We start from the raw sequence: 22,525 nt of genomic DNA, 5'->3' as shown, positions 1-22,525 counted from the left end.
CCCCGTGGACGCCAAACGCACCCTGGAGTTCAACGCCCGTAACATCGCCGAGTTCCGCAGCAGCGGCGGCAAACTGGGCGGCCCGTTCGAGGGCGCGCCGGTACTGTTGCTGACCACCATCGGCGCCAAGTCCGGCCAGCAGCGCACCAGCCCGATGATGTATCTGCCCGAGGGCGACCGGATCATCGTGTTCGCCTCCAACGAGGGCAAGGACGCCCACCCCAGCTGGTACTACAACCTGCGGGCGAACCCGGCGGCGACGGTCGAGATCGGCACCGAGTCCTTCCCGGTCACCGCCACCGAGATCACCGGTGCCGAGCACGACCGGCTCTATGACATCCAGGCCGAGCGGTACCCGGGCTTCGCGCTGTACCGCGAGCGCACCGCGCGGGTCATCCCGGTGGTGGAGCTGATCAGAACCGGCGACTGAGCGGATCAGGGGAGTAGACGGGAGAGCCACCGCCGCCAGCCACGTCGAGGCGGGCGGGGACGGTCGTACAGGGGCGACAACTTCGCCAGTTCCATGACGCGCGGAGAGACGGGTCGGCCGGTCCTCTTGCTGGCTTCTACGGCGACGCGGGCAGCGGCGATGCGGACATCGAGGTCTGTCACGGAATCCCGGCGTCCGGTGTCTTCAGGGGCGCCTTCGGTCGACATCGTTGCCCTCCTTATCGGCACGCCTTCGGTTGCGTGTTCTGCGATTACCTGGGCGATGTCATTGTCGTCGACGGTCGCCAGTCTAGACCGGATAAGGGTGGCCAGGATGTCCCAGCCGAGCCGGGCCTGGGCGTCGTTCGCACTGAACGTCCGCTCGAAAGCCCAGGTGGTGCGCCGCCACCATTCACTACGCCGGTCGGCCCGGTTCTTCTGCTGCCAGGTGACGATGACACCGATGGCCGCTAGGCTGCCGACGATCAACGTCACCCACGAATGGGGAGGCATGGACCCGACGCTAAAGTCGGCACGGCTTTTCGTCGGACTCCGGCGGCCCCGTCCCACTGTGAACTGTGAGCTGACCCGCAACTGGGGATAACCGCCCGCCGGTCTCAGTCCCGGATATGCGCCAACCGGCTGGGCCGCTCCATATAGGTCGCGTCCGGGGCGGCGAAACCGAACTGCGAATACAGCCCGTGTGCATCGGCGGTGTGCAGCGTCCACCGGAACTCCCGGCCGGGCCCGTCGTCGATCATCGTCCGCAACAACCCTTTGCCGATGGCGTGGCCCCGCTGATCGCGGGCGACGTACACGTCGGCCAGGTAGGCGAACGCGACACCGTCGGAGACCGCCCGGCAGAAGCCGACCATCGCGCCGTCGCCGGCCCGGTAGGCGCCCACCGTGCGCCAGGCACCGTCCAGCTGGCGGTCGAACATCTCGCGGGTGCGGTACTTCGCCCAATAGGTGTGCGCGACAAGCTCACTCCAGAGCCAGTCCCGATCCACCCGGGCGGCATCGTCGGAGAACACGACAGCATCGTCGGTCACCACCGTCGTCTCCTCGTCTCGTCCCGGCGCACGCACCACAGGGCCGCCGCGAGCAGGGCGCCCACACCCACGCGCCGGGCCAGCCGGGTCGTCCGCGGGATATCGGCCGGTTCCGGCGCCCGACCGTAACCCATCCGCGCGCGTTCTTCACGCCGATTTCCGTAGTAGGTGTTGACCCCGCCGAGCTGCAGTCCCAGCGCCCCGGCGAAGGAGGCCTCCACCACCCCGGCGTTGGGGCTGGGATGGTGTCGGGCATCGCGGTGCCACGCCCGCAGCGCGCCGACGGGGTCGGGCCCCAGTGCGGCGGCCAGCAGTCCGGCCGACCGCGCGGCGGGCAGGCCCAGCAGATCATCCAATCGTGCCGCCGCCCAACCGAACCGCTCGTATCGGGTGTTGTGATGGCCGACCATGGCGTCGAGCGTGTTCGCGGTGCGGTGTGCGACCAGGCCCGCAACGCCGGCCGTCGCACCCCACACCAGCGACGCCACCACCGCATCCGAGGTGTTCTCCGCCACCGATTCGACGACCGCGCGTGCGATCTCATCGGGGCCCAGGGCGGTGGTATCCCGACCGACCAGGTTGCGCACCTGCGTCCGAGCGGCCTCGAGGTCGCCGGCGGCCAGCTGCGCGTGCACCGCGTCGGCTTCACGCTCCAGCGAACGCCCGCCGAGCACAGCCCAGGTGACCGTCGCCGTCAGTGCAATGCGCGCCAACGGGTTTCGGAGCGACCGTTCGGCCACATAGCCCAGCCCGGATGCGGCGCCGACCAGAATCAGGACATGCCCGGCACCGGCCGCCCGGTCGTCACGGTAGAGACGCTGCTCCAACGCGTGCGCACACCGACCGAACCCGGCGACCGGATGCCACCGGCGCGGATCGCCCCAGACCCGGTCGGCGGCATAACCGAGCGCCAGTCCGAGCGCTCTGGTCGCGCTCACCGCCGGATCCGGTCGAGGGTCCCCAACAGGTGATCGGTCAGCTCCGGTGGCCGGACGGCGATCCGCACCCAGTCGCCGTCCAGGCCCGGAAAGGTGTCGGCGCGGCGCACCGCGATGCCGCTGTCCCGCAACGCGGTATGCACGCCGGCACCGACGCGGGCCAGCACATACGGTGCGGCACCGGAGACGAACGGCACCCCGAGCCCGGCCAGGCCCCGCGCCAGGTGTTCCCGCCAGCCCGCCAACCGCCGGGCCCGGTGTTCGCCTTCGCGTGCGGCCCGCTCATCGGAACAGGCCAGCATGGCCGCGACCGCCGCCGCCGACACCGACCACGGGATCTGCAGGCGGGCCGCGTCGGCCAGCAGGGCCGGATCGCCGAGCAGATATCCGGCACGCACCCCGGGAATCGACCAGTGCTTGGTCAGGCTCCGGCTCACCAGCAGTCCCGGATGGCTTTGCGCGGAAAGGCTTTCCGGTTCGCCGGGGATCGCGTCCAGGAAGGCCTCGTCGATCAGCACCACCCGACCGGGGCGCAACAGCCGCCGTAGCGTCGCCGCCGGATGCAACACCCCGGTGGGATTGGTCGGGTTGCCCACGATCACCAGGTCGGCGTGCTCGGGAATCTCGTCGGGATGCAGGGCGAACCCGTCCTCGGCCCGGCACAACACGGTGCCGACGTGGTGGCCGGCCGCGGTCAGTGCGGCGTGCGGACCGGTGTACTGCGGATGCACCACCACCGGGGCTCGCCACGGCCGCAACCGGGCCACCAGATCGAACGCCTCGGAGGCACCGGCGGTGGGCAGCACCTGCGCCTCGGTGACGCCGTGCCGCGCGGCCAGCGCGGCCCGGGCCTCAGCCGCATCGGGGTAGGCCGCCGCGTCGTCGATCGAAGCGTGCAACGCCTGCTCGAGCCAGTCCGGGCGCGGCCCGGCGTAGACGTTGACGGCGAAATCGAGCAGTCCCGCGCGCGCTTCGACATCACCGTGATGATGCAGATCCGGGCCGTTGAACCCGTGCACGGCGTCGGCGAAACGCTGCGCGAGGACCGGATGGCCGGCCCAATGCGTATGCAGATAGGAGGCATGCAGGCCGGGGCCCGCCGCACCGTCCGGGCCGCCGGGAAGCTGCCAGGCCGCATCGACGGCGCCGTCGTCGAAAACGACGTCGGTGCGGTGGAATTCGTGGCCGGTCACCTGATCGCCGGCCCGCGCCAGCAGGTTGTCGCCCGACGCGGTGGCCACCCGATACCCCAGGGTCAGGCGCGGGGTCATGGCCGCGGCACCCGGTAACACCCCGACCCCGACGTCCTCGCCGACCCGACGACACAGGTAGGCCAGCCCGCCGCACTCGGCGACGGTCGGCACACCGGCGGCGATCGCCGCCCGCAGCGCACCCAACAGCGCGGTGTTGGCGCCCAGCTGCTCGGCGTACACCTCGGGAAATCCGCCGCCCAGATAGATTCCGGCGGTACCGGCCGGCAGGTGGGTGTCGGTGAGCGGGTCGAAGCAGACCGTCTGGCACCCGGCGGCGCGCAGCAGTTCGAACGTCTCGGTGTAGCCGAACGTGAACGCCCGCCCCCCGGCGACCGCCACCACCGGCCGATCCCCCGAGGGCGCCGTCACCTCGGCCGCCGGATCCCAGGCATCACCGGCCAGTTCCGGGGCCCGTCGCGCCAGCGCCGCCACCGCGTCGAGGTCCACATGCTGTTCCAGCAACTCGGCCAGCCGGGCCGTCATGTCGGCGGCCTCGTCGCGTTCGGCGGCCGGCACCAGCCCCAGATGCCGCGACGGCGTCTGCACCCCGGTGTCGCGGGGCAGCACACCCAGCACCGGAATACCGCTGGGGCGCAACGCGGCGACCACCTCGTCGGCATGACGTGGGCTGCCGGCCTTGTTCAACACCACTCCGGCGATGCGCACCGCCGGGTCGAAACCGGCCAGGCCCGACACCACGGCGGCGTGGGTCCGCGAGGCGTGCGAGATGTCGACGACCAGCACCACCGGGCTGGCGGTCACCGCGGCCACATGGGCGGTGGAGGCGTCACCGTCGGCGCCCAGGCGCCCGTCGAAAAGCCCCATCACGCCTTCGATCACGGCGATGTCGGCACCGGATGCGCCGTGCAGCAGCAGCGGCACGATCCGCTCGACGCCGACCAGGTACGGGTCCAGGTTGCGGGCCGGGCGTCCGGTGGCCAGTGCGTGGTAGCCGGGGTCGATGTAGTCCGGGCCGACCTTGTGCCCGCTGACCGCCATACCGCGGGCGGCCAGCGCCGCCATCAGCCCGACCGCCACCGTGGTCTTGCCGTGCCCGGATGCCGGTGCGGCGACGACGATTCGGGGGAGCGGGGTCATGCCCCTACCGCGCCTTTACCATTCAATGCCGCGCTGGCCCTTCTGGCCGGCGTCCATCGGATGCTTGATCTTGCCCATCTCGGTGACCAGGTCGGCGGCTTCGATCAGCCGCGGATCGGCCCGTCGGCCGGTGATGACGACGTGCTGGTGGCCGGGCCGGTTGGTCAGGGTCTGCACCACGTCGTCGATGTCCACCCAGCCCCAGTTGATGGGGTAGGTGAACTCGTCGAGGACATACAGATCATGGGTCTGGTCGGCCAGGCGTTGTTTGATCTGGGCCCAGCCTTCGGCGGCGTCACCGGCGTGGTCCTCGACGTCGCCGGCTTTGCGGCTCCACGACCAGCCGGATCCCATCTTGTGCCATTCCACCGGCCCGCCCTCACCGGTCTCGGTGTGCAGGGCGCCCAGGCGCTCCAGCACGCTCTGCTCGCCGACCCGCCACTTCGCGGACTTCACGAACTGGAAGACCCCGATCCGAAAGCCCTGGTTCCAGCCGCGCAGCGCCAGCCCGAACGCGGCGGTCGACTTCCCCTTGCCGTCGCCGGTGTGCACCATCAGCAGCGGCCGGTTGCGGCGCTGCCGGGTGGTCAGGTTGTCATCGGGCACCGTCAACGGTTGTCCCTGCGGCATCAGGCGGCTCCTCTTCCGGTGGCATCGCGGACGACGTCGGTCAACGCTTCGGCACTGACCTGCGGCAGCGGAACGTATTCGGCCCGCAGGTGCTCGGCCAGCGTGCCCGCCAACCCGAGCCGCATCCGGCCGTTCTCGCAATCCACCACGACTGCCGAAACACCCTGCCGGGCAAGTTGATCGGCCGCCCGGTGCGACCGCCCCACGGCGTCGGCTCCGGCGGTGGCCCGGCCGTCGGTCAACACCACCAGCAGTGGACGGCACGCCGGGTCGCGCAGCCGTTCCCGCCGGATCACATCGGCGGCTTCGGCCAGGCCCTCGGCCAGCGGGGTGCGGCCGCCGGCGGGCAACTCATCGAGTCGGACGGCGGCGATCTCCACCGAGCCGGTCGGGGGCAACACCGACTCCGCCCCGGTATCCCGGAACGTCACCACCGCCACCCGGTCGCGGCGCCGGTAGGCGTCCAGCAGCAACGACAGGATGGCGGTCTTGACGTGCCGCATCCGCTCGACGGCGGCCATCGAACCGGAGGTGTCCACGACGAACAGCACCAGGTTGGCCTCGCGACCCTCCCGGACGGCGCGGCGCAGATCGCCGGCCTGCAGGAGCATCCGGCCCCCCACGCGGCCCCGGGCACCCTGGTGCGGTGCCGCGGCCCGCAGCGTCTCGAACAGGTGCAGGCCCCCGGCGGTGCCGAACGGGGTGGCGCCAACCCGGCGCCCGGAACTGGTGCGGGCCCGGCTGCGCCGGCCGGCGTGTCCCTCGCCGACGCCTTCGACGGCGAAAAGCCGTGCTCGGTAAGGGGAGTCGGCGGCAGTTGTCGATGTCGCCCCGGGCTGAGACGGAGTCGGGCCACGCTGCTCGGCCGGCGGCGGAGCACCGTCGCCACCCTCCGGCGGCCCGTCGGGCGGCCCCTCGGGATCCGGATCGGGATCGGGATCGGGCACCGGACCGCAATCCTCCGGCGGCAGCAACTCGTCGAGTTCGTTCTCGTCGAGGCCCGGGGCGTCGAACGGCTTGCGGCGCCGCCGGTGCGGCAGGGCCAGCCGCGCCGCAACCCGCAGGTCCTCGAGGGTGACCGCATCGCGGCCCTGCCAAGCGGCATGGGCGACCGCGGTACGGGCACACACGATGTCGCCGCGCAGGCCGTCCACGTCGAACGCCGCGCAGATCTCACCGATCTTGACCAGGGCGGCATCGGTGAGCGCCACCTGCGGCAGCACCTCCTGAGCGGTGCGGATCCGATCCCGCAGCCGCTCTTCGGCGGCGGCGTAGGTCGCGGCGAAGCCCTGCGGGTCGGCGTCGAACGCCAGGCGGCGGCGCACCGCCTCGGCTCGCACCAGCGGATCGCGCGGCGCCGAGACCTCGACGGTCAGCCCGAACCGGTCGAGCAACTGCGGGCGCAGCTCGCCTTCCTCGGGATTCATCGTCCCGACGATCACGAATCGGGCGGCATGGGTCACCGAGACCGAGTCGCGTTCCACCGTCAGCCGGCCCATCGCGGCCGCGTCGAGCAGCAGGTCCACCAGGTGGTCGGCGAGCAGGTTCACCTCGTCGACGTAGAGGATGCCGCGGTGGGCGCGGGCCAACAGTCCCGGCTCGAAGTCGACGGCGCCGGCGCTCAGGGCCCGCTCCAGATGGATGGACCCCACCACCCGGTCCTCGGTGGCACCGACCGGCAACTCCACCAGCCGAACCGGGCGGGTCTCGACGGCCGCATCGGCGGGGAACGGGCCGTCGGGGGAGAACGGGTGGGCTTCGGCGGGATCGGAGGAGAACCGGTCGCCGGCCACCACGTCGATGGGCGGCAGCACTTGGGCGAGTGCCCGTACCAGCGTCGACTTGGCGGTGCCCTTCTCGCCGCGGATCAGCACCCCGCCGATACCGGGGGAGATCGCGCTCAGGACAAGCGCCAGCGCCATGTCGTCGAGGCCGTCCGGGGCGTCCGGATCACCACCGAGGACGGCGGGGAAGGGATACAGCTGTTGCATGGAGGCTCCGCTCGTGATGCCGGTGTTGGCAACGCGAAGCCGGTATTCGGACTGACCGGAGCACGCATGCAGCGCGCCGCGGAACACCGTAGCGGGCCTGCGTCGGAGTCGCACCGACTTCCCTGGCACTTCGCGCCGATACCCTAACACTCAGCGCTGTTGGCCCCGCCCGACCGAAAGGACACCTGAGCTGTGAGTGCACCTGTAGCAGACCTGACCGGATGGGTCGCCGAGTCGTTCACCGGCGGCGGTTTCACCCACGACGTGTACCGCAAGGGGCAGGGTCCGGGCGTGGTGGTGATCCCGGAGATCCCCGGCGCACACCCCGGCGTGCTGGCGCTGGGAAATCACCTGGTGGAGAACGGGTTCACCGTGGTGATCCCGTCGCTGTTCGGGACCGCCGGTAAGGCGATCACGCCCGGCTATGCATTGACCACGATCGCGCGCGCCTGCGTGACCCGGGAATTCGCCGCGTTCGCCACCGACAAGCAGCGTCCGGTCACCCAGTTCCTGCGCGCACTGGCCCGCGACCTCAACGAGAAGACCCCCGGCAAGGGCGTCGGGGTGATCGGGCAGTGCTTCACCGGCGGCTTCGCACTGGCCGCCGCGGTCGACGACGCCGTGCTGGCCCCGGTGCTCAGCCAACCGTCGGTGCCGCTACCGCTGACGCTCAAACAGCGCCGCGACCCCGGGTTCTCCGAGGTCGAGATGGGGGTGATCGCCGATCGGGTCGCCAACGACGGCCTGTGCGCGCTCGGCCTGCGGTTCAGCGAGGACAAGATGGCCCCCGGCGACCGCTTCGCCACGCTGAAGGCGCGCCTCGGGGACGCCTTCGAGGTGATCGAGATCGACTCCTCGCCGGGCAACCCCGACGGCTTGTCCCGGATGGCGCACTCGGTGCTCACCGACCAGGTCCGCGAGGTCGACGGCCACCCCGCCTACGAGGCCCGCAAGCGGGTGGTGCAGTTCCTCACCGAACGGCTGAGCTAGCTACGATTCCGGCCATGCCCGCCGCACGCGTCACCGTCGTCGGAATCGGTGCCGACGGCTGGGCCGGGCTTCCCGAGCCGTCCCGCGACCTGGTGGCCGGCGCCGACGTCGTGATCGGCGCGCCCCGCCAACTGGGTCTGCTGCCGGCGGCGGACGGCCAGCGGCGGCTGAGTTGGCCGACTCCGCTGCACGCCGGGCTGCCCGCGCTGTTCGAGGAACTGGCCGGGCGGCGGATCGTGGCGCTGGCGTCGGGGGATCCACTGCTCAGCGGTATCGGCAGCACGCTGATCGGGCTGCTGGGAGCCGACCGGGTGACGGTGGTGCCGGCGGTCTCCTCGGTGACCCTGGCCCGCGCCCGGCTGGGCTGGCCCGCGGAATCGGTGTCGGTGGTCAGCGTCGTGGGCCGTGACGTGCATGCGGTGCTGCGCGAACTGGCACCCAACCGGCGGGTGCTGGTGTTGTCCTCGGACGAGACCACCCCGGGGCGTCTGGCCGCACTGCTGACCGAGCGCGGCTACGGGGCGAGCCGGTTGACGGTGCTGGCCGACCTGGGCAGTGCGGCCGAATCCCGGTTGGACACCACGGCGGCTGACTTCACCGGTGCCGTCCCGCGGCTCAACATCGTCGCGCTGGACCTGGTCGGCCCGCCGGCCCACGGCTGGTCCGCCGGGTTGCCCGATGACGCCTTCGACCACGACGGGCAGCTCACCAAACGCGACCTGCGCGCATCCGCGCTGTCCCGGCTGGCCCCGGCGCCCGGGCAGCTGCTGTGGGACGTCGGCGCCGGCGCCGGCTCGGTCGGCATCGAATGGATGCGCGCGCACCCGTCCTGCCGTGCCGTCGCCGTCGAAGCGAATGAGACCAGAGCCCAACGGATCTCGGCCAACGCCCGCCATCTCGGGGTGCCCGCGCTACAGGTGGTGCACGGCTCCGCCCCGGATGCGCTGGCGGAGTTGCCCGCACCGGACGCGGTGTTCGTCGGCGGCGGGCTGAGCCGCGACGGCGTGTTGGCCGCCTGCCTGGCCGCATTGCGGCCAGGCGGCCGGTTGGTGGCGCACGCCGTCACCCTGGAAACCGAGACACGGCTGATCGAGGCCTACCGGGAGCACGGCGGTGAGCTGACCCGCATCCACGTCGAACACGCCGCGCCGCTGGGTACCTTCACCGGCTGGACGCCGGGCCGCACCGTCACCCAGTGGGCGCTGGCGACCTAGCTTCGCCGCTGCACGGCCGCACCGCAGGCGAGCGGCCGAGCGGGCGGGTCCGCGTCGGCGGGCGCTAATCCTGGCGTGAGCGGTCCCGCGCCGGGTCGTAGAGGTGGCTCTCCCCGCCGCACGGGTCGGGCCGATCGGCCAGCGCCGGCCCGACGAGAATCACCGCGGCCGAACGCAGCCCCGCCGCCTCCGCCGCGTCGGCGATGTCGGCGACCGTGCCGCGCAGCACCAGCTCCTCGGGCTGCGAGGCGCGATAGACCACCGCGGCGGGGCAGTCCGGGCCGTAGTCGGGTGCCAGCTCGGCCATCAGGGCGCGGATCCGGGTGATCGCCAGGTGCAGCACCAGGGTCGCCCCGGTCGCGGCGAACGACGCCAGCGCTTCGCGTTGCGGCATCGCGGTCGAGGCGACCTGGGTGCGGGTCAGCACCACCGACTGGGTCACCAGCGGCACGGTCAGCTCACGGCCCAGCACCGCGGCCGCCGCCGCATACGCCGGCACCCCCGGCGTCACCTCCCACGGCACACCTGCGGCGTCCAGTCGCCGGGTCTGCTCGAAGACCGCGCTGTAGAGCGAGGGATCGCCGGAGACCAGTCGCACCACCGCGCGGCCGGCCCGGTGGGCGGTCACCAGCCGGTCGACGATCGCGTCCAGATCCAGCTTTGCGGTGTCGATCAGCTCGGCGCCCGGTGAACAGTGTTCCAGCACTTGCGGATCCAGGTAACTTCCCGGGAAGAGCACCACGTCGGCGTCGGCCAGCAACCGGGCGGCGCGCACGGTCAGTAGATCTGCGGCGCCCGGCCCGGCGCCGACGAACCGGATCGCTAGCGCACCCATCGCGGCGTCCAGACCCGCCCGGAACCCGTCACGCGGGTCGACGAAGCGCCAACCAGGACCAGGCATTTCATGTCGATGGTGTCGGTGTCCAGATCGCCGAGAGTGGTCACCGTCAACGATTCCTCGGCGCGCCCGATATCGCGGCCGACCACCACCACCGTCGCCGGATCACGGTGTTCCAGCAGAATCTTGCGGGCCGACGCGATCTGATCGGGGCGGGCCCGCGAAGCCGGGTTGTAGATCGCCAGCACCAGGTCGGCCTCGGCGACCGCCCGCAACCGCGACTCGATCACCGCCCACGGCTTGAGTCGATCCGACAGGCTCAGCACCGCGAAGTCGGCCCCGATGGGTGCACCGGCCGCCGCGGCCACCGCCTGCACCGCCGAGACCCCCGGTAGCACGCGTACCGAAACATGTTGGTAGCGATCGTCTTCGGCGTCGTCCAGGGCTTCGAACACCGCTGCCGCCATCCCGAACACCCCGGCGTCGCCGCCGGAGACCACCGCCGCCTTCTCGCCGCGGGCCGCCAGATCCAGGGCGAACCGGGCGCGGTCCACCTCGACGGTGTTGCCCGAGGTGTGCCGTTGCAGGCCCGCGCGCTGCGGTACCCGCGCCACGTAGGGGCCGTAGCCCACCACGTGGTCGACGGTCGCCAAGGCCGCCGCGGCCTCACCAGTCAGCCAGCCGTCGGGTCCCGGGCCGAGGCCGATGACCAACAGTTCGGCGGGTGGGGCCACGGGCTCGACGGTCGCCGGTACCGGGTCGGCCGAGGTCCGCGACCGCTGCCCGTTGCGGGAATCGCCGTCGACGACGATCAGCGACAGATATGGGACGCTCGCCTCGTCCACCTCGGTCACCGGCAGCCAGCGCTGCTGCGGATGGCTGGCGCGCTCCACGTAGTAGGCGTGCTCGAGGCGGCCCGCGGCGGCCAGCGCCCGGCGCACCGCCGGGAAGGTGCGGCCCAGCTTCATGATGATCGCGCCGTCGGTGTCGGCCAGCCGCATCGCCAACTCGTGCTCGTCGAGGGTGCCCGGCAGCACGGTCAGGATGTCGGTCTGGCGCACCAGCGGCATACCGAGCGCGGCGGTGGCGGCGGAGAACGCCGGTATCCCCGGAATGATCTCGGTGGCAAAGCGCGGCGAGAGCCGGTCGTGCATGTACATGAACGAGCCGTAGAACAGTGGATCGCCCTCGGTCAGCAGCGCCACGGTGCGGCCGGCCTGCAGGTGGGCGGCCAGGCGGGCCGCGGAGGCCTCGTAGAAGTCCGCGAGTGCGCCGGCGTAGCCGCCCGGGTGGTCGGTGACCCCGGTGGTGACCGGGTAGCGCAGCTCCTCTTCGAGTACGCCCGGGCGGATCAGCTCCGCGGCGATGGTGCGCGCATACGAGGCCTTGTTGACCCCGGCGTGATAGGCCACCACATCGGCGTCGGCGATGATCCGGGCCGCTTTGCGGGTGATCAGTTCGGGGTCGCCGGGCCCCAGGCCCACCCCGTAGAAGGTGCCGGTCATTCCTGCTCCGAGGCCAGGGCGTTCAGGGCCGATGAGGTGATCGCCGATCCGCCGCGCCGGCCGCGCACGGTCACGAACGGGATGTCGATGCCGTGGTCGGCGTGCAGGGCGGCCAACGCCGCCTTCGACTCGGCCGCCCCGATGAATCCCACCGGGCAGCCGACGATGACCGCGGGGCGCGGCCCGCCGTCGAGGATCATCTCCAGCAGATGGAACAGCGCGGTGGGGGCGTTGCCGATGGCCACCACGGCGCCGGCCAGCTCCGGCTCCCACAGCGACACCGCCGCCGCCGACCGGGTGGTGCCCCACTCGGCGGCCAGTGCCGGCACCCGCTCGTCGCGCAGGTAACAGCGCACCTCGTTGCCGGCCGGCAGGCGACCGGCGGTCACGCCGACCGCGACCATCCGGGCGTCGCAGAGGATGGGTGCCCCGCCGTCGAGTGCGGCGCGCCCGGCCGGGACCGCGTCGGGGTGGATCACCAGGTCGGTGGCGAGATCGGTCTGCCCGGAGCCGTGGATCATGCGTACCGCGAGCCGCTCGGCGGACGCCGGGATGTGGGACAGGTCCGATTCGCGGCGGATGGTGGCGAACGATTCGACGTAGATGGCCGGGCCGTCGTCGATGTAGTCGTAGTGCCGGGACGGGCGCGTGGGCCTGCTCACCGATTCGCCTCCTGGGCTTGGGGGATGTAGACACCCTGCCACGGCGTCACCACCAGCTCGGCATGCTCCAGCAGGGAGCGCGCCCGATCCGGTGTGAGCACGCCGTCGGGCACCTGCACATGGGTACCGCCGGGCACGCTGCCAAACGGTAACGGACCCGAGCAGGCGGGGATACGCGGGTCGGGGGCGACGGGCGACAGCAGCGGCGACGGCAGCTCACGGATGTGCCACGGCGCGTCCGGCCGGTCACCGCGCGCCGCCTGGAACGTTCCGGCCAGCTCCGCCAGCCGCTCGGCGGCGTCGGCGACATCGATCACCGGGCCCCAGTGCGCACCGACCCGCAACTGCGCCGCGCCGTCGCCAAGTGCCACCAGGCCGGCGTCGGCGGAACGGTCCAACAGGTCGCCGCGGCCGTCGTCGAGCACGAACAGGAACCGGCCGGGCAGTCGGGCCAGCCGGGGATCGGCGCACAGCAGGGTGTCCAACCGGGCCGCCACCGGCCGCAGGTCGGCCCGGCCGCCGGCGTAGCCGCTCTGCGGCGAGACCAGGATGTTGCGGACCAGTTCATGGCTGCGCGACGGCAGCAGTCCGGTCGACTCCACCGCGGCCACCGCCTCGGGGGCGAGTCGTCCGTCGTGGCCGGCCAAGCCGCGCAACTGCAGGTTGGCCCGGGCGGTCAGGTAGACCGATCCATCGGCGAATTCGTGGCTGACCTGCAGCAGCCGATCCAGTGCGACCGCGGGCAACCGGCCGCCGACCAGGCGCAGCCGCACCAGTAGGCCGTCGTCGGCGGGCCAGGGACGCAGCACACCCGGGCACCGATCGGCCCTCGTCCTCATCGGTCGTACTCCGGACACGGGGGAGGGCACATGTTCGGCAGCACCGCCTGATTGTCGCGCAGAGGCGGGCGGCAGCGGTGCCCGCGCCCTCCGGTGGACGGCCGGGGCGGCTGAGATCTAGCCGCCCAGGGCCGCGACCGCCGGGCCGAACATGCCGGTCTTGATCGCGCCCAGCGTGCCCGAATCCTTGCCGGCCAACGGGCGCAGCAACTCGAGAGCGGCCGGGGTCACCGCCCCCTCGCCGGCGGTGGCGTCGACGATCCCGAACGCCGCCGCGTCCACCCCACCGAAGCGCCGGCCGGTGGTCATCGAGGCGACCTGCGCCTGCGGGGTGAGCTTGGCCTGGATCAGCGCCGTCATTCCCGGGGTGAACGGAATCCGGATGTCGACCTCCGGGAAGCAGAAGAACCCGCGGTCGGCGCGCATCACCCGGAAGTCGTGCGCGATGGCCAGCATCGCCCCGGCGCCGAACGCGTGACCGACCACCGCCGCGGCGGTCGGGATCGGCAGCGTCAGCACCCGCGCCAGCAGCGCGTGCACCCGGCCGACATACCAGTCGGTGCGGTCCCCGTTGGCCATCAGCCAGTCCAGGTCCAGGCCGTTGGTGTAGAACTTGCCGGTCGCGGTGGTGACCAGCCCGTGCGCCCTGCCCGCGGCGCCCGCGGCCAGGACGTCGTCGAGCACACGGTCGATCTCGTCGAGGAAGTCCGGGGAGAACCGGTTCTCGCCGTCGCCGAGGTCCAGCACGGCGATGTTGTCCTCATAGCTCAGGTTCACGGGGCGATCCTTTCAGAGCCGTCGCGGTGTTACCAGGTGTGCCCGCCCGGCCCGTGTCGTGACAGGATCGAACGATCATGAGCACTAGCACTTCCCGCCCCGTCGTCTTCTCGGGCGTCCAGCCCACCTCCGACTCGATGCATCTGGGCAACGCCCTGGGCGCAGTCGCCCAGTGGACCGGGCTGCAGGACGACAACGAGGCGTTCTTCTGCGTCGTCGACCTGCACGCGATCACCGTGCCGCAGGACCCCGCCACGCTGCGCCGGCGCACCCTGGTGACCGCCGCCCAATACCTGGCCCTGGGTATCGACCCGGCGCGCAGCACCGTCTTCGTCCAGAGCCACGTGCCCGCGCACGCCGAACTGGCCTGGGTGCTGGGCTGTTTCACCGGCTTCGGGCAGGCCTCGCGGATGACGCAGTTCAAGGACAAGTCGCAGAAGCAGGGCACCGATTCGGCCACCGTGGGCCTGTTCACCTACCCGGTGCTGCAGGCCGCCGACGTGCTGGCCTACAACACCCAACTGGTGCCGGTGGGGGAGGACCAGCGTCAGCACCTGGAGTTGGCCCGCGATGTGGCGCAACGCTTCAACTCCCGCTACCCGGACACCTTCGTGGTCCCCGAGGTGATGATCCCCAAGGCCACCGCCAAGATCTACGACCTGCAGGATCCGACCGCCAAGATGAGCAAGTCCGCCGACAGCGACGCCGGGCTGATCAGCCTGCTCGACGATCCGGCGAAAAGCGCCAAGAAGATCCGCTCGGCGGTCACCGACTCCGAACGCGAGATCCGGTACGACCCGGAGGCCAAACCGGGCATCTCGAACCTGCTGACGATCCAGGCCGCGGTCACCGGTACCGATCTGGACGCCCTGGTGCGCAGCTATGACGGCCGCGGCTACGGCGACCTGAAGAAGGAGACCGCCGACGCCGTCGCCGAGTTCGTCACCCCGATCAAGGCCCGGGTCGACGAACTGCTCGACGATCCGGCCGAGTTGCAGGCGGTGCTGGCCGCCGGCGCCGACCGCGCCCGCGAGGTCGCCACGGCGACCATCGAGCGGGTGTACGACCGGGTGGGATTCCTGCCGCCGCGGTCATGAGCGACGCCGTGAACGAGAACGCCGAGACCGCCGGGCGGTCCAAGCCGGGAATCGTCGACCGGCTGCGGTCTCGTTACGGCTGGTTCGACCACGTGATGCGCGCCCAGGAACGCTACGACGAGTGCCAGGGCAACTTCTTCGCCGCCGGGATGAGCTACTACACCATCTTCGCGTTGTTCCCGCTGTTGATGGTCGGCTTCTCCGTCGGCGGGTTCCTGCTCTCGCGACGTCCCGAGGTACTGGACGACATCGAGGCGCGGATCAGGCACTCGATCCCCGGCGAATTCGGTGCCGAACTGGTGACGTTGATGGACACCGCGATCTCCTCGCGCGCTTCGGTGGGGGTGATCGGCCTGGCCACCGCCGGCTGGGTGGGGCTGACCTGGATGGCCAACCTGCGCGAGGCGCTCTCGGAGATGTGGGAGACCCGGTCGGAGAAGAAGGGCTTCGTCTCGAGCAAGCTGTCTGATCTGGTTGCGATGGTGTGGGCCTTCGCCGCAATGCTGGTCACGGTTGCGCTGACCGCACTGGCCGATCCGAAGCTGATGCGAAATATCTTGCGCTGGTTGGGGGTTCCCGACTTCGATCTGCTCAGTGCGGTGCTGCGGTTCGCGTCGCTGGGGATGGCGGTGGTGGTGTCGTGGCTGCTGTTCACCTGGATGATCGCCCGGCTGCCCCGCGAGTCGGTCGGTTTCGTCAGCGCGATGCGGGCCGGTGCGATCGCGGCCGTCGGCTACGAACTGTTCAAACAGGCGGGTTCGGTCTACCTGCAGTCGGTGATCAACGGACCGGCCGGGGCGGTGTTCGGGCCGGTGCTGGGATTGCTGGTGTTCGCCTACATCACCGCACGGCTCATCCTGTTCGCCACCGCCTGGGCGGCGACGTCGGCGGACAACCTGCGCGCGGACTGACCCGACGGGCCGTCGGGGCTCAGTGCTCCGCGGCGCGCACCGCCGCATCGGTCTGCTCGGTGACCGGGTCGGCGAGGTCGGCGAACTCCGGATGCTTGGCGATGTAGCCCGCCACGAACGAGCAGGACGGCACCGCACGTTTGCCCGCCGCCCGGGTGTCCGCCAGCGCGGCGCCCACCAGAATCCCGGCCAGACCCCGCCCGCCGAACGCCTTGTCGATCACGGTGTGGTGGAAGATCCGTTGATCGCCGGCCTCGATGTAGTCGGCGAATCCGGCCTGCTCGCCGTCGACGGAGATCCGGTACTGCCGATTGTCGTGGGTGACGGTCGGTTCGCTCATTTTCGCAGCTTAACCCACCCACGCGCCGCGCCGCATCACCCGCGACACCCGCCAATCCCGATCCAGCGCAACCAGGTCGGCGTCGCGGCCGGCGGCCAGCGTCCCGGTCCGGTGCAACCCCAGCGTGCGGGCCGGCGTGGTGGCGGTCATGCGCGCGGCGGCCGCCAGGGCGGTGTCGGCGTCGACCTGCTCACCGAGCAGGCGCACCGCGGTCGCGAACAACCGGTCCATGGTCGCCGTGCTGCCGGCGATGGTCGTCGTACCGCGCAACCGGGCCACCCCGTCGACGACGTCGACGTCGAGCCCGCCCAAGGTGAAGACGCCGTCACCGACACCGGCGGCGGCCATCGCGTCGGTCACCAGCGCGACCCGCTGCGGGCCCGCGGTCGCCACGATGTGCCGGATCGTGCCCTCGTGCAGGTGCACCCCGTCGGCGATCGCCTCGACGGTCACCCGGGGATCGGACAGCAGTGCGGGCACCGGTCCCGGATCGCGGTGGTGCAGTGCGCGCATCGCATTGAACAGGTGCGTCGCGACGGTCGCCCCGGCGTCGACGGCTGCCCGGGTCTGGTCGTAGTCGGCATCGGTATGCCCCACGGCCACAACGATTCCCGCCTCCACCAGTCGTCGGATGGTGGCCAGGGCGCCGGGCAGCTCGGGGGCCAGGGTGACCATCCGGATCGTGCCGTCACCGGCGGCCAGCAGAGCATCGACCTCCGCGGCATCGGGGGCGCGCAGCCAGGCGCGGTCGTGGGCGCCGCAGTGCACCCGGCTCAGCCACGGCCCCTCCAGGTGGATGCCGTCCACCACGCCGCGTCGCGTCGCGTCGGCCAGCGTGCGCACCTGCGCCAGCAGCGCCTTCGGGGCGGCGGTCACCAGGCTGGCCAATCCGCCGGTGGTGCCGTGTCGGGCGTGCAGCGTCGCGGCGCGGTCGATATCGGCGGGGGAGTCGGCATAGCCGCCGCCGGCGCCGCCGTGGACATGGATGTCGACGAAGCCCGGCACCACCACCGCCGCGCCCAGATCGACGTCCGGCGCCACCGGCGGCGGCCCGGCCCCGCAGTCGGCGATCCGCCCGTCGGTCACCGACAGCCAGCCGGGGCGGCAGACCCGGTCGCCCAGCACCACGGTGCCCGCGGCGATCACCGGCATGTCGAGGAATCCAGATCGGTGCCGACAGCGAGCTCATCGTCGGGCCAGCGGCCGCCGTTCTCCCAGAAGTGCCGGATGTCCTCGAGTTGGCGGCCCTTGGTCTCCGGCGCATAGCGGTACACGAACGCCAGACTCAGCGCGGCAAGCCCCCCGAACACCGCGAACGTTCCGGCACCGCCCAACGAGGTGAGCATGGTCAGAAACACCGCGGCCACGATCGCATTGGCCACCAGGTCGGAGGTCAGCATCGCCGACGACCCCATCGACCGCATCCGGGACGGCAGGCTTTCACCGGCGTACACCCACACCAGCGAACCGAATCCGAACGTATAGCCGACGGTGAACAGCAGCACTCCGCCGAATTTGAGTGCGGCCAACGCGTCCCCGAACACGTCGCCGGCGGCGAACACCGCCACCAGCAGCAGGTTGGCGGCGACCATCGTGGCGATACCGGACAGCAGGATGGGGCGACGACCCACCCGGTCGATCAACGTCAACGAGATCAGCATCGCCGCCAGCGCGGCCACCTGCACCAGCGCCGGCAGGATCAGCAGGGCGAAGTCCCCCTCGAAGCCCATCATCGCGAACAGTCGCGGGCTGTAGTAGACGATGGCGTTGATCCCGGTGATCTGAATGAAGAAGCCGAGCGTCACCACGAACAGGGTGGCCCGCAGATACGGTCGCCGCAGCATCTCGCGCAGCACCCCGACACCGCCCTGCTGTTCCTCCCGCAGGGTGCGGCCGATCTCGGTCAGCTCCCGTTCGGCGTCGGCGCCCGGTTCGATGCGGCGCAGGGTCGCGCGGGCGTCGTCGAGCCGGCCCTTGAGCAGATACCAGCGGGCGGTATCGGGCACACGCAGCAGCACCCACGTCACCAGTACGGCCGGGACGGCGGCCAGTCCCAGCATCGCCCGCCAGTTGCCGGCACCGGCCAGCAGGTAGGCGCACAGATATCCGGCGATGATCCCGAGCACGGTGGCCACCCCGTAGGTGACCAGCAACGCGCCCCGGGCCGCCGCCGGCGCGGATTCGGCGACGAACACCGGGACGACCACCACCGAGACCCCGATGGTGATCCCGAGCAGCAACCGGGCCACGGTCAGCATCGGCACCGACACCGCCGCGGCCCCCAGCAACGCGAACGCCGCATAGCCGATCGACACCGCCACCATCGAACGCTTGCGGCCGATCGTGTTGGCCAGCCACCCGCCGGCCGCGGCACCGGCGATCTCGCCGATCACCGTCGCGGTGGCCACCATCTCCTGCTGGGCTTCGCTCAGGCCGAACTCGCGCTCGATGAACAGCAGCGCCCCGGCGATGTTGGACAGGTCGTAGCCGTAGATGATGCCGACGCTGGCGGCCGCCAACCCCACCAGCAACGCCAGCGGTGAGGATCGGCGCAGTTCCCCGAATCGGCCCATGAGGCCCACGCTAGGGGATCGGTGCTACGCCGCGATGCCCGAGTCGCGGCGGTCGGCCAGGCTCGCATACCAATACGTCAGCGCCGCCGCGGCGAATTCGACCGCGCACGCCGCGGTGAACACCGGGTGCGGCATACCCACGTCGGCCATCGACATCAGCCGGGACAGTCCGAGCAGCGCCATGGTGGCGGCCAGCAGTCGTACCGCGCCGGCCGGCACGGGATTGCGCCGGAACGCCTCGAGATAGCCGACCCCGAAGCCGATGAGCAGTGCCCCGGCCGCCCGGGTCTCGCTGTCGACCGTCGCGTTCACCGGTTGGCCGTCGGGAATGGAATCCAGGGAGAACGCCATCCGGCTGATCCCCAGTGCGATCAGCAGCAGTCCGGTGAACCAGCCGAATATCCGCAGCGCCCTGATCACCATGCCGGCCCCTGTCCGGGGCGGCGATTCACCGCCCGGGCGCCCATGATGAGCGCGAACACGACGATCGTGCCGAAGATGCCCACCCCGACCCGGATCGGCACCGCGTCGTCGGACGGGGCCAGCATCATGGCCTGCGGGTTCGGCCCGTCCTCGGCGCCGCGGGGCGCCAGCAGGGCCGGGTCGGGTTCGATCAGGGTCCCGATCCGGGTCCCGGACGGGACGGCGAAACCGTAGTCGAGCAGGTGGGCGGCCTGCTCCCACGGCGGAATCGGCTGCCGGGTTCCGCGCAGCAGCACCGCGACCAGCCGGCGACCGTCCCGGGCCGCTGCGCCGACGAAGGTCTGTCCGGCGTCGTCGGTGTAACCGGTCTTGCCGCCGAGGGCGCCCGGGTAGTTGTAGAGCAGCTGGTTGTCGTTCTCCAACTGGTAGCCGGGCACGTCGCCGTAGCCGGGGAAGTCGAAGGTGCGGGTCGCCACGATGTTCGCGAACGCCGGATTGTTCCAGGCGTACCGGTAGAACAGCCCGATGTCGTAGGCCGAGGTGCTCATGCCGGGACCGTCCAGCCCGGACGGGGTGGCGACCCGGGTGTCACGGCCGCCGAGCCGGGCGGCCAGGGTGTTGATCTTGTGCAGGGCCACGTCCATGCCGCCGAGCTGGACGGCCAGCGCGTGCGCGGCGTCGTTGCCTGATCCCATCAGCAGCCCGTGCAGCAGTTGGTTGACGGTGAACGTGCCGTCGGGGCCCACGCCGACCCGGGTGCCTTCGGCGTTGGCGTCCTCCTGGGTGCCGGCGACGACCGCGGCCGGGTCCAGTTCGTTCAGCGTCGCCATCGCGGTCAGGACCTTGATCACGCTGGCCGGCCGGTGCCGGCCGTGCGGGTCACGGGCCGCGATCACCGCGCCGCTGTCCAGGTCGGCCACCAGCCACGCCTCCGCGGAGATGTCACCGGGCACCGGCGGGGTGCCGGGGGCCACCACGATTCCGCAGCCGGACAGTGCCTCGCCGCCGACCGGGGTCGCCGGCACCGGCAGCGGCAGCGGCGGATCACCGGCCTCGGGTACCTCGGAGGCGTCGACGGCGGGCGGAGTGCTGACCTTGTAGGGGCAGCCGACCGTTCCGGCATTGAGTTCGGGGACGGGATCTGCCGTCGCCAGCGGGGCGGCGGTGGCGAGAAAACCCACCGCCACCAGGGCTGAGACCGAGCGCACGAAAGACATCGTGTGTGCAGGGTAGGTCACCGACGGGCCGGGACGCGGGAGCCACGCTGTGGCTGGTGGGGTGGAAGTTACCGCCAGCGAGGGAGCCTATAGGCCCAGGATCAGCCCCAGTCCCCGTTCGATCTCTCGCATGGTTTCGGGTTGCAGCGTGCCGAGGCGTTCCAGCAGACGACTGCGTGCCACCGCACGTACGCCGCGACAGATGGCGACGCTGGTGGTGTCGACGCCCTCGCCCGGTGTCACGCGCGGCCGAAGCGGGGTGTGGGCCCGGGAACTCGAGACCGGCACCATGACCACGAGTTCGTCCTCGACACCGGTGAGGATGTCGTCGACGGAGATGACCACCGCCGGACGATGTTTGCCGGGCTCGCCGCTGCGGCCGGAGCCCAGGGCCACCAGCCAGAGGTCTCCGCGGCGTGGCGCCGGCTTGGGGACCGCTCGGTGCTCAGTCAAGGCCGTCGCCGACGGTGGATTCCCAGTCGTGGCTCTCGTCGTCGGCGGTGTTCTGGGCAGCTTCGGCGCGGGTGGCGTCGCGTTCGGCCTGGAAGGCGGCCGCCCGTTCGGCGTCGGCGGCCAGTTCCGACAGGAGAACGGCCATCGAGACACCCCGCTCGCGTGCCTGGGCGGCCAATCGGTCCCGGGTCCGCACCGGCACTCGGATGGTAGTAGTGGGTGTAGACATAATTTGTAGTCTAATCAAGCGCTAGCTATCGGGGCAGCTCGAAATACGCCAGACCCGGCCCGGAGATGCGGCCCATCCACAGCCGGCCCGCGGACTCGACCACACCGGTGGCCAGGCCGAACGCGGGATGTTCGGTACGGAACTGGGACAGCACCCGCCCGTCGTCGGCGTCGAAGCCCACCACCCACACCACCGATGTCGGTTCGGGCAGCCAGCGGTAGGGCAGCAGCCGCCACAACAGTCGCCGCAGCACCGGGGCCCGCGGGCTCAACCAGTCCACCAGCGCATTGCGATCGGAGACCATCGCCACCCAGATCCGGCCGTCGGGTCCGGTGGAGATGTTGTCCGGGTGTCCGGGCAACTCCTCGACCAGCGCCGTGATCGATCCCGCCCGCGGCCCGGTCAGCCAATACTTGGACAACCGGCGCCCGGTGCTCTCGGCGAACACCACCGCCGACTCGTCGGCGGTCAACGTCACGCCGTTGGCGAAGTGCAGACCGTCGGCCAGCACCTGCACGGTGCCGTCGGGGCTCAGCCGCAACAGCGACCCGCTGCCGAGCGCCTCGATCACCGACCCCTTGTAGTGCTCGTAGTGAAACCGGCTGGTGGATTCGGTGAAATAGACCGACCCGTCGGCGGCCTCGACGGCGTTGGAGCAGAACCGCAGCGGTTGTCCGGCCACGTCGCTCACCAGGGTCTGCAACTTCCCGGTGGCCGGGTCGTAGCGCAGCAGGCCACGGTGACTGTCGCAGATCAGCAGCGCGCCGTCGCCGGTGAAGGCCAATCCGAGTGGCCGGCCACCGGTGTCGGTCATCACCCGCGGGTTCGCGCCGTCGGGATCGACCCGGATGATCCGGCCGTCCTCGACGCCGGTCCAGATGGCGCCGTCCGCGGCGACGACGACGTCCTCGGGGGCGCGCCCGGGTACGTCGACGACGGTCAGCGCCGGAGTGGGGTCGGGATCGGGCAGCGGCCGGGACCCGGGAGGCTGCCAGCGGACCGGGGCGATGGGTGGCTTGGGCATGGCTGCCATTGTGTCCGACCGGCGGCACCCGATACAGGCTTA

Annotated in this window: 24 protein-coding genes and 1 riboswitch; of the genes, 5 read left to right on the top strand and 19 right to left on the bottom strand. The window is 71.4% G+C overall.

Going from position 1 to position 22,525, the window contains the following annotated elements; all coding sequences use genetic code 11:
* Positions 1–4 precede the first annotated feature (4 nt).
* Positions 5–430: a nitroreductase family deazaflavin-dependent oxidoreductase gene (locus RCP38_RS14575; protein ID WP_308473648.1), complete on the top strand. Its 426-nt coding sequence runs from the start codon at positions 5–7 to the stop codon at positions 428–430.
* Between the two features lie 5 nt (positions 431–435).
* Here RCP38_RS14575 and RCP38_RS14570 read toward each other — a convergent pair whose 3' ends face one another.
* From RCP38_RS14570 to RCP38_RS14545, 6 genes are all read right to left on the bottom strand, one after another.
* Positions 436–924 (bottom strand): hypothetical protein, encoded by a 489-nt coding sequence (locus tag RCP38_RS14570; RefSeq protein WP_308473647.1) that lies wholly within the window; start codon positions 922–924, stop codon positions 436–438.
* A 122-nt stretch (positions 925–1,046) separates the two neighbouring features.
* A complete protein-coding gene (locus RCP38_RS14565; RefSeq protein WP_308473646.1) occupies positions 1,047–1,481 on the bottom strand; it encodes a GNAT family N-acetyltransferase in 435 nt (144 codons plus the stop codon).
* A complete protein-coding gene (locus RCP38_RS14560) occupies positions 1,478–2,419 on the bottom strand; it encodes a cobalamin biosynthesis protein (RefSeq protein WP_308473645.1) in 942 nt (313 codons plus the stop codon). The genes RCP38_RS14565 and RCP38_RS14560 overlap by 4 nt, the downstream gene beginning before the upstream one ends.
* Positions 2,416–4,770, bottom strand: a complete 2,355-nt coding sequence (locus RCP38_RS14555; RefSeq protein WP_308473644.1) for a cobyrinate a,c-diamide synthase — start codon at positions 4,768–4,770, stop codon at positions 2,416–2,418. The genes RCP38_RS14560 and RCP38_RS14555 overlap by 4 nt, the downstream gene beginning before the upstream one ends.
* Positions 4,771–4,785: 15 nt before the next feature.
* Complete coding sequence (cobO, locus tag RCP38_RS14550) at positions 4,786–5,400, bottom strand: cob(I)yrinic acid a,c-diamide adenosyltransferase (protein WP_308473643.1); 615 nt, start codon at positions 5,398–5,400, stop codon at positions 4,786–4,788.
* On the bottom strand, positions 5,400–7,391 hold the full coding sequence (locus tag RCP38_RS14545) for a magnesium chelatase subunit D family protein (protein WP_308473642.1): 1,992 nt from the start codon (positions 7,389–7,391) through the stop codon (positions 5,400–5,402). Before RCP38_RS14545 ends, cobO begins: the two co-directional genes overlap by 1 nt.
* Positions 7,392–7,411: 20 nt before the next feature.
* Positions 7,412–7,560, bottom strand: a riboswitch (cobalamin riboswitch).
* A gap of 23 nt (positions 7,561–7,583) precedes the next feature.
* On the opposite strand from RCP38_RS14545, the gene RCP38_RS14540 reads away from it, so the two are divergent.
* Together RCP38_RS14540 and cbiE are read left to right on the top strand one after the other, a co-directional pair.
* Entirely contained in the window at positions 7,584–8,381 is a 798-nt protein-coding gene (locus RCP38_RS14540; protein WP_308473641.1) for a dienelactone hydrolase family protein, read from the top strand.
* Positions 8,382–8,395: 14 nt separating this feature from the next.
* Positions 8,396–9,595: a precorrin-6y C5,15-methyltransferase (decarboxylating) subunit CbiE gene (gene cbiE / locus RCP38_RS14535; protein ID WP_308473640.1), complete on the top strand. Its 1,200-nt coding sequence runs from the start codon at positions 8,396–8,398 to the stop codon at positions 9,593–9,595.
* A 64-nt stretch (positions 9,596–9,659) separates the two neighbouring features.
* On the opposite strand, the gene cobM is transcribed toward cbiE, so the two are convergent.
* From cobM to RCP38_RS14510, 5 genes are all read right to left on the bottom strand, one after another.
* A complete protein-coding gene (gene cobM / locus RCP38_RS14530) occupies positions 9,660–10,430 on the bottom strand; it encodes a precorrin-4 C(11)-methyltransferase (protein WP_308477311.1) in 771 nt (256 codons plus the stop codon).
* Positions 10,418–11,938 (bottom strand): precorrin-2 C(20)-methyltransferase, encoded by a 1,521-nt coding sequence (locus tag RCP38_RS14525; protein WP_308473639.1) that lies wholly within the window; start codon positions 11,936–11,938, stop codon positions 10,418–10,420. The genes cobM and RCP38_RS14525 overlap by 13 nt, the downstream gene beginning before the upstream one ends.
* Positions 11,935–12,600, bottom strand: coding sequence for a precorrin-8X methylmutase (locus tag RCP38_RS14520; protein WP_308473638.1), 666 nt, complete (start codon positions 12,598–12,600; stop codon positions 11,935–11,937). Before RCP38_RS14520 ends, RCP38_RS14525 begins: the two co-directional genes overlap by 4 nt.
* Complete coding sequence (locus RCP38_RS14515; RefSeq protein ID WP_308473637.1) at positions 12,597–13,409, bottom strand: nitrite reductase; 813 nt, start codon at positions 13,407–13,409, stop codon at positions 12,597–12,599. Before RCP38_RS14515 ends, RCP38_RS14520 begins: the two co-directional genes overlap by 4 nt.
* A gap of 147 nt (positions 13,410–13,556) precedes the next feature.
* On the bottom strand, positions 13,557–14,216 hold the full coding sequence (locus RCP38_RS14510) for an enoyl-CoA hydratase-related protein (protein ID WP_308473636.1): 660 nt from the start codon (positions 14,214–14,216) through the stop codon (positions 13,557–13,559).
* Between the two features lie 77 nt (positions 14,217–14,293).
* Here RCP38_RS14510 and trpS point away from each other — a divergent pair, with 77 nt between their 5' ends.
* A complete protein-coding gene (gene trpS / locus RCP38_RS14505; RefSeq protein ID WP_308473635.1) occupies positions 14,294–15,313 on the top strand; it encodes a tryptophan--tRNA ligase in 1,020 nt (339 codons plus the stop codon).
* Positions 15,310–16,224, top strand: coding sequence for an inner membrane protein YhjD (gene yhjD, locus RCP38_RS14500; protein ID WP_308473634.1), 915 nt, complete (start codon positions 15,310–15,312; stop codon positions 16,222–16,224). The genes trpS and yhjD overlap by 4 nt, the downstream gene beginning before the upstream one ends.
* Before the next feature lie 19 nt (positions 16,225–16,243).
* On the opposite strand, the gene RCP38_RS14495 is transcribed toward yhjD, so the two are convergent.
* From RCP38_RS14495 to RCP38_RS14460, 8 genes are all read right to left on the bottom strand, one after another.
* Entirely contained in the window at positions 16,244–16,564 is a 321-nt protein-coding gene (locus RCP38_RS14495; protein ID WP_308473633.1) for a GNAT family N-acetyltransferase, read from the bottom strand.
* Between the two features lie 9 nt (positions 16,565–16,573).
* Positions 16,574–17,716: an N-acetylglucosamine-6-phosphate deacetylase gene (nagA, locus tag RCP38_RS14490; RefSeq protein WP_308473632.1), complete on the bottom strand. Its 1,143-nt coding sequence runs from the start codon at positions 17,714–17,716 to the stop codon at positions 16,574–16,576.
* Entirely contained in the window at positions 17,707–19,137 is a 1,431-nt protein-coding gene (locus tag RCP38_RS14485; protein WP_308473631.1) for a sugar porter family MFS transporter, read from the bottom strand. Before RCP38_RS14485 ends, nagA begins: the two co-directional genes overlap by 10 nt.
* A 24-nt stretch (positions 19,138–19,161) precedes the next feature.
* Positions 19,162–19,560 carry a DUF4345 domain-containing protein gene (locus RCP38_RS14480; protein WP_308473630.1) on the bottom strand — a complete coding sequence of 133 codons (399 nt, stop codon included), beginning with the start codon at positions 19,558–19,560 and terminating at the stop codon, positions 19,162–19,164.
* Positions 19,554–20,777, bottom strand: coding sequence for a D-alanyl-D-alanine carboxypeptidase family protein (locus tag RCP38_RS14475; protein WP_308473629.1), 1,224 nt, complete (start codon positions 20,775–20,777; stop codon positions 19,554–19,556). Before RCP38_RS14475 ends, RCP38_RS14480 begins: the two co-directional genes overlap by 7 nt.
* Positions 20,778–20,864: 87 nt before the next feature.
* A complete protein-coding gene (locus tag RCP38_RS14470) occupies positions 20,865–21,230 on the bottom strand; it encodes a type II toxin-antitoxin system PemK/MazF family toxin (protein ID WP_308473627.1) in 366 nt (121 codons plus the stop codon).
* A complete protein-coding gene (locus RCP38_RS14465) occupies positions 21,223–21,459 on the bottom strand; it encodes an antitoxin (RefSeq protein WP_308473626.1) in 237 nt (78 codons plus the stop codon). Before RCP38_RS14465 ends, RCP38_RS14470 begins: the two co-directional genes overlap by 8 nt.
* Before the next feature lie 25 nt (positions 21,460–21,484).
* Entirely contained in the window at positions 21,485–22,492 is a 1,008-nt protein-coding gene (locus tag RCP38_RS14460; RefSeq protein ID WP_308473625.1) for an SMP-30/gluconolactonase/LRE family protein, read from the bottom strand.
* Positions 22,493–22,525 lie beyond the last annotated feature (33 nt).

Source organism: Mycolicibacter sp. MU0083 (assembly GCF_963378075.1).
Taxonomy (GTDB): Bacteria; Actinomycetota; Actinomycetes; order Mycobacteriales; family Mycobacteriaceae; genus Mycobacterium; species Mycobacterium kokjensenii.
Note: the sequence above shows the minus strand (reverse complement) of the source record. Positions and strands in the feature narration are given on the sequence as shown.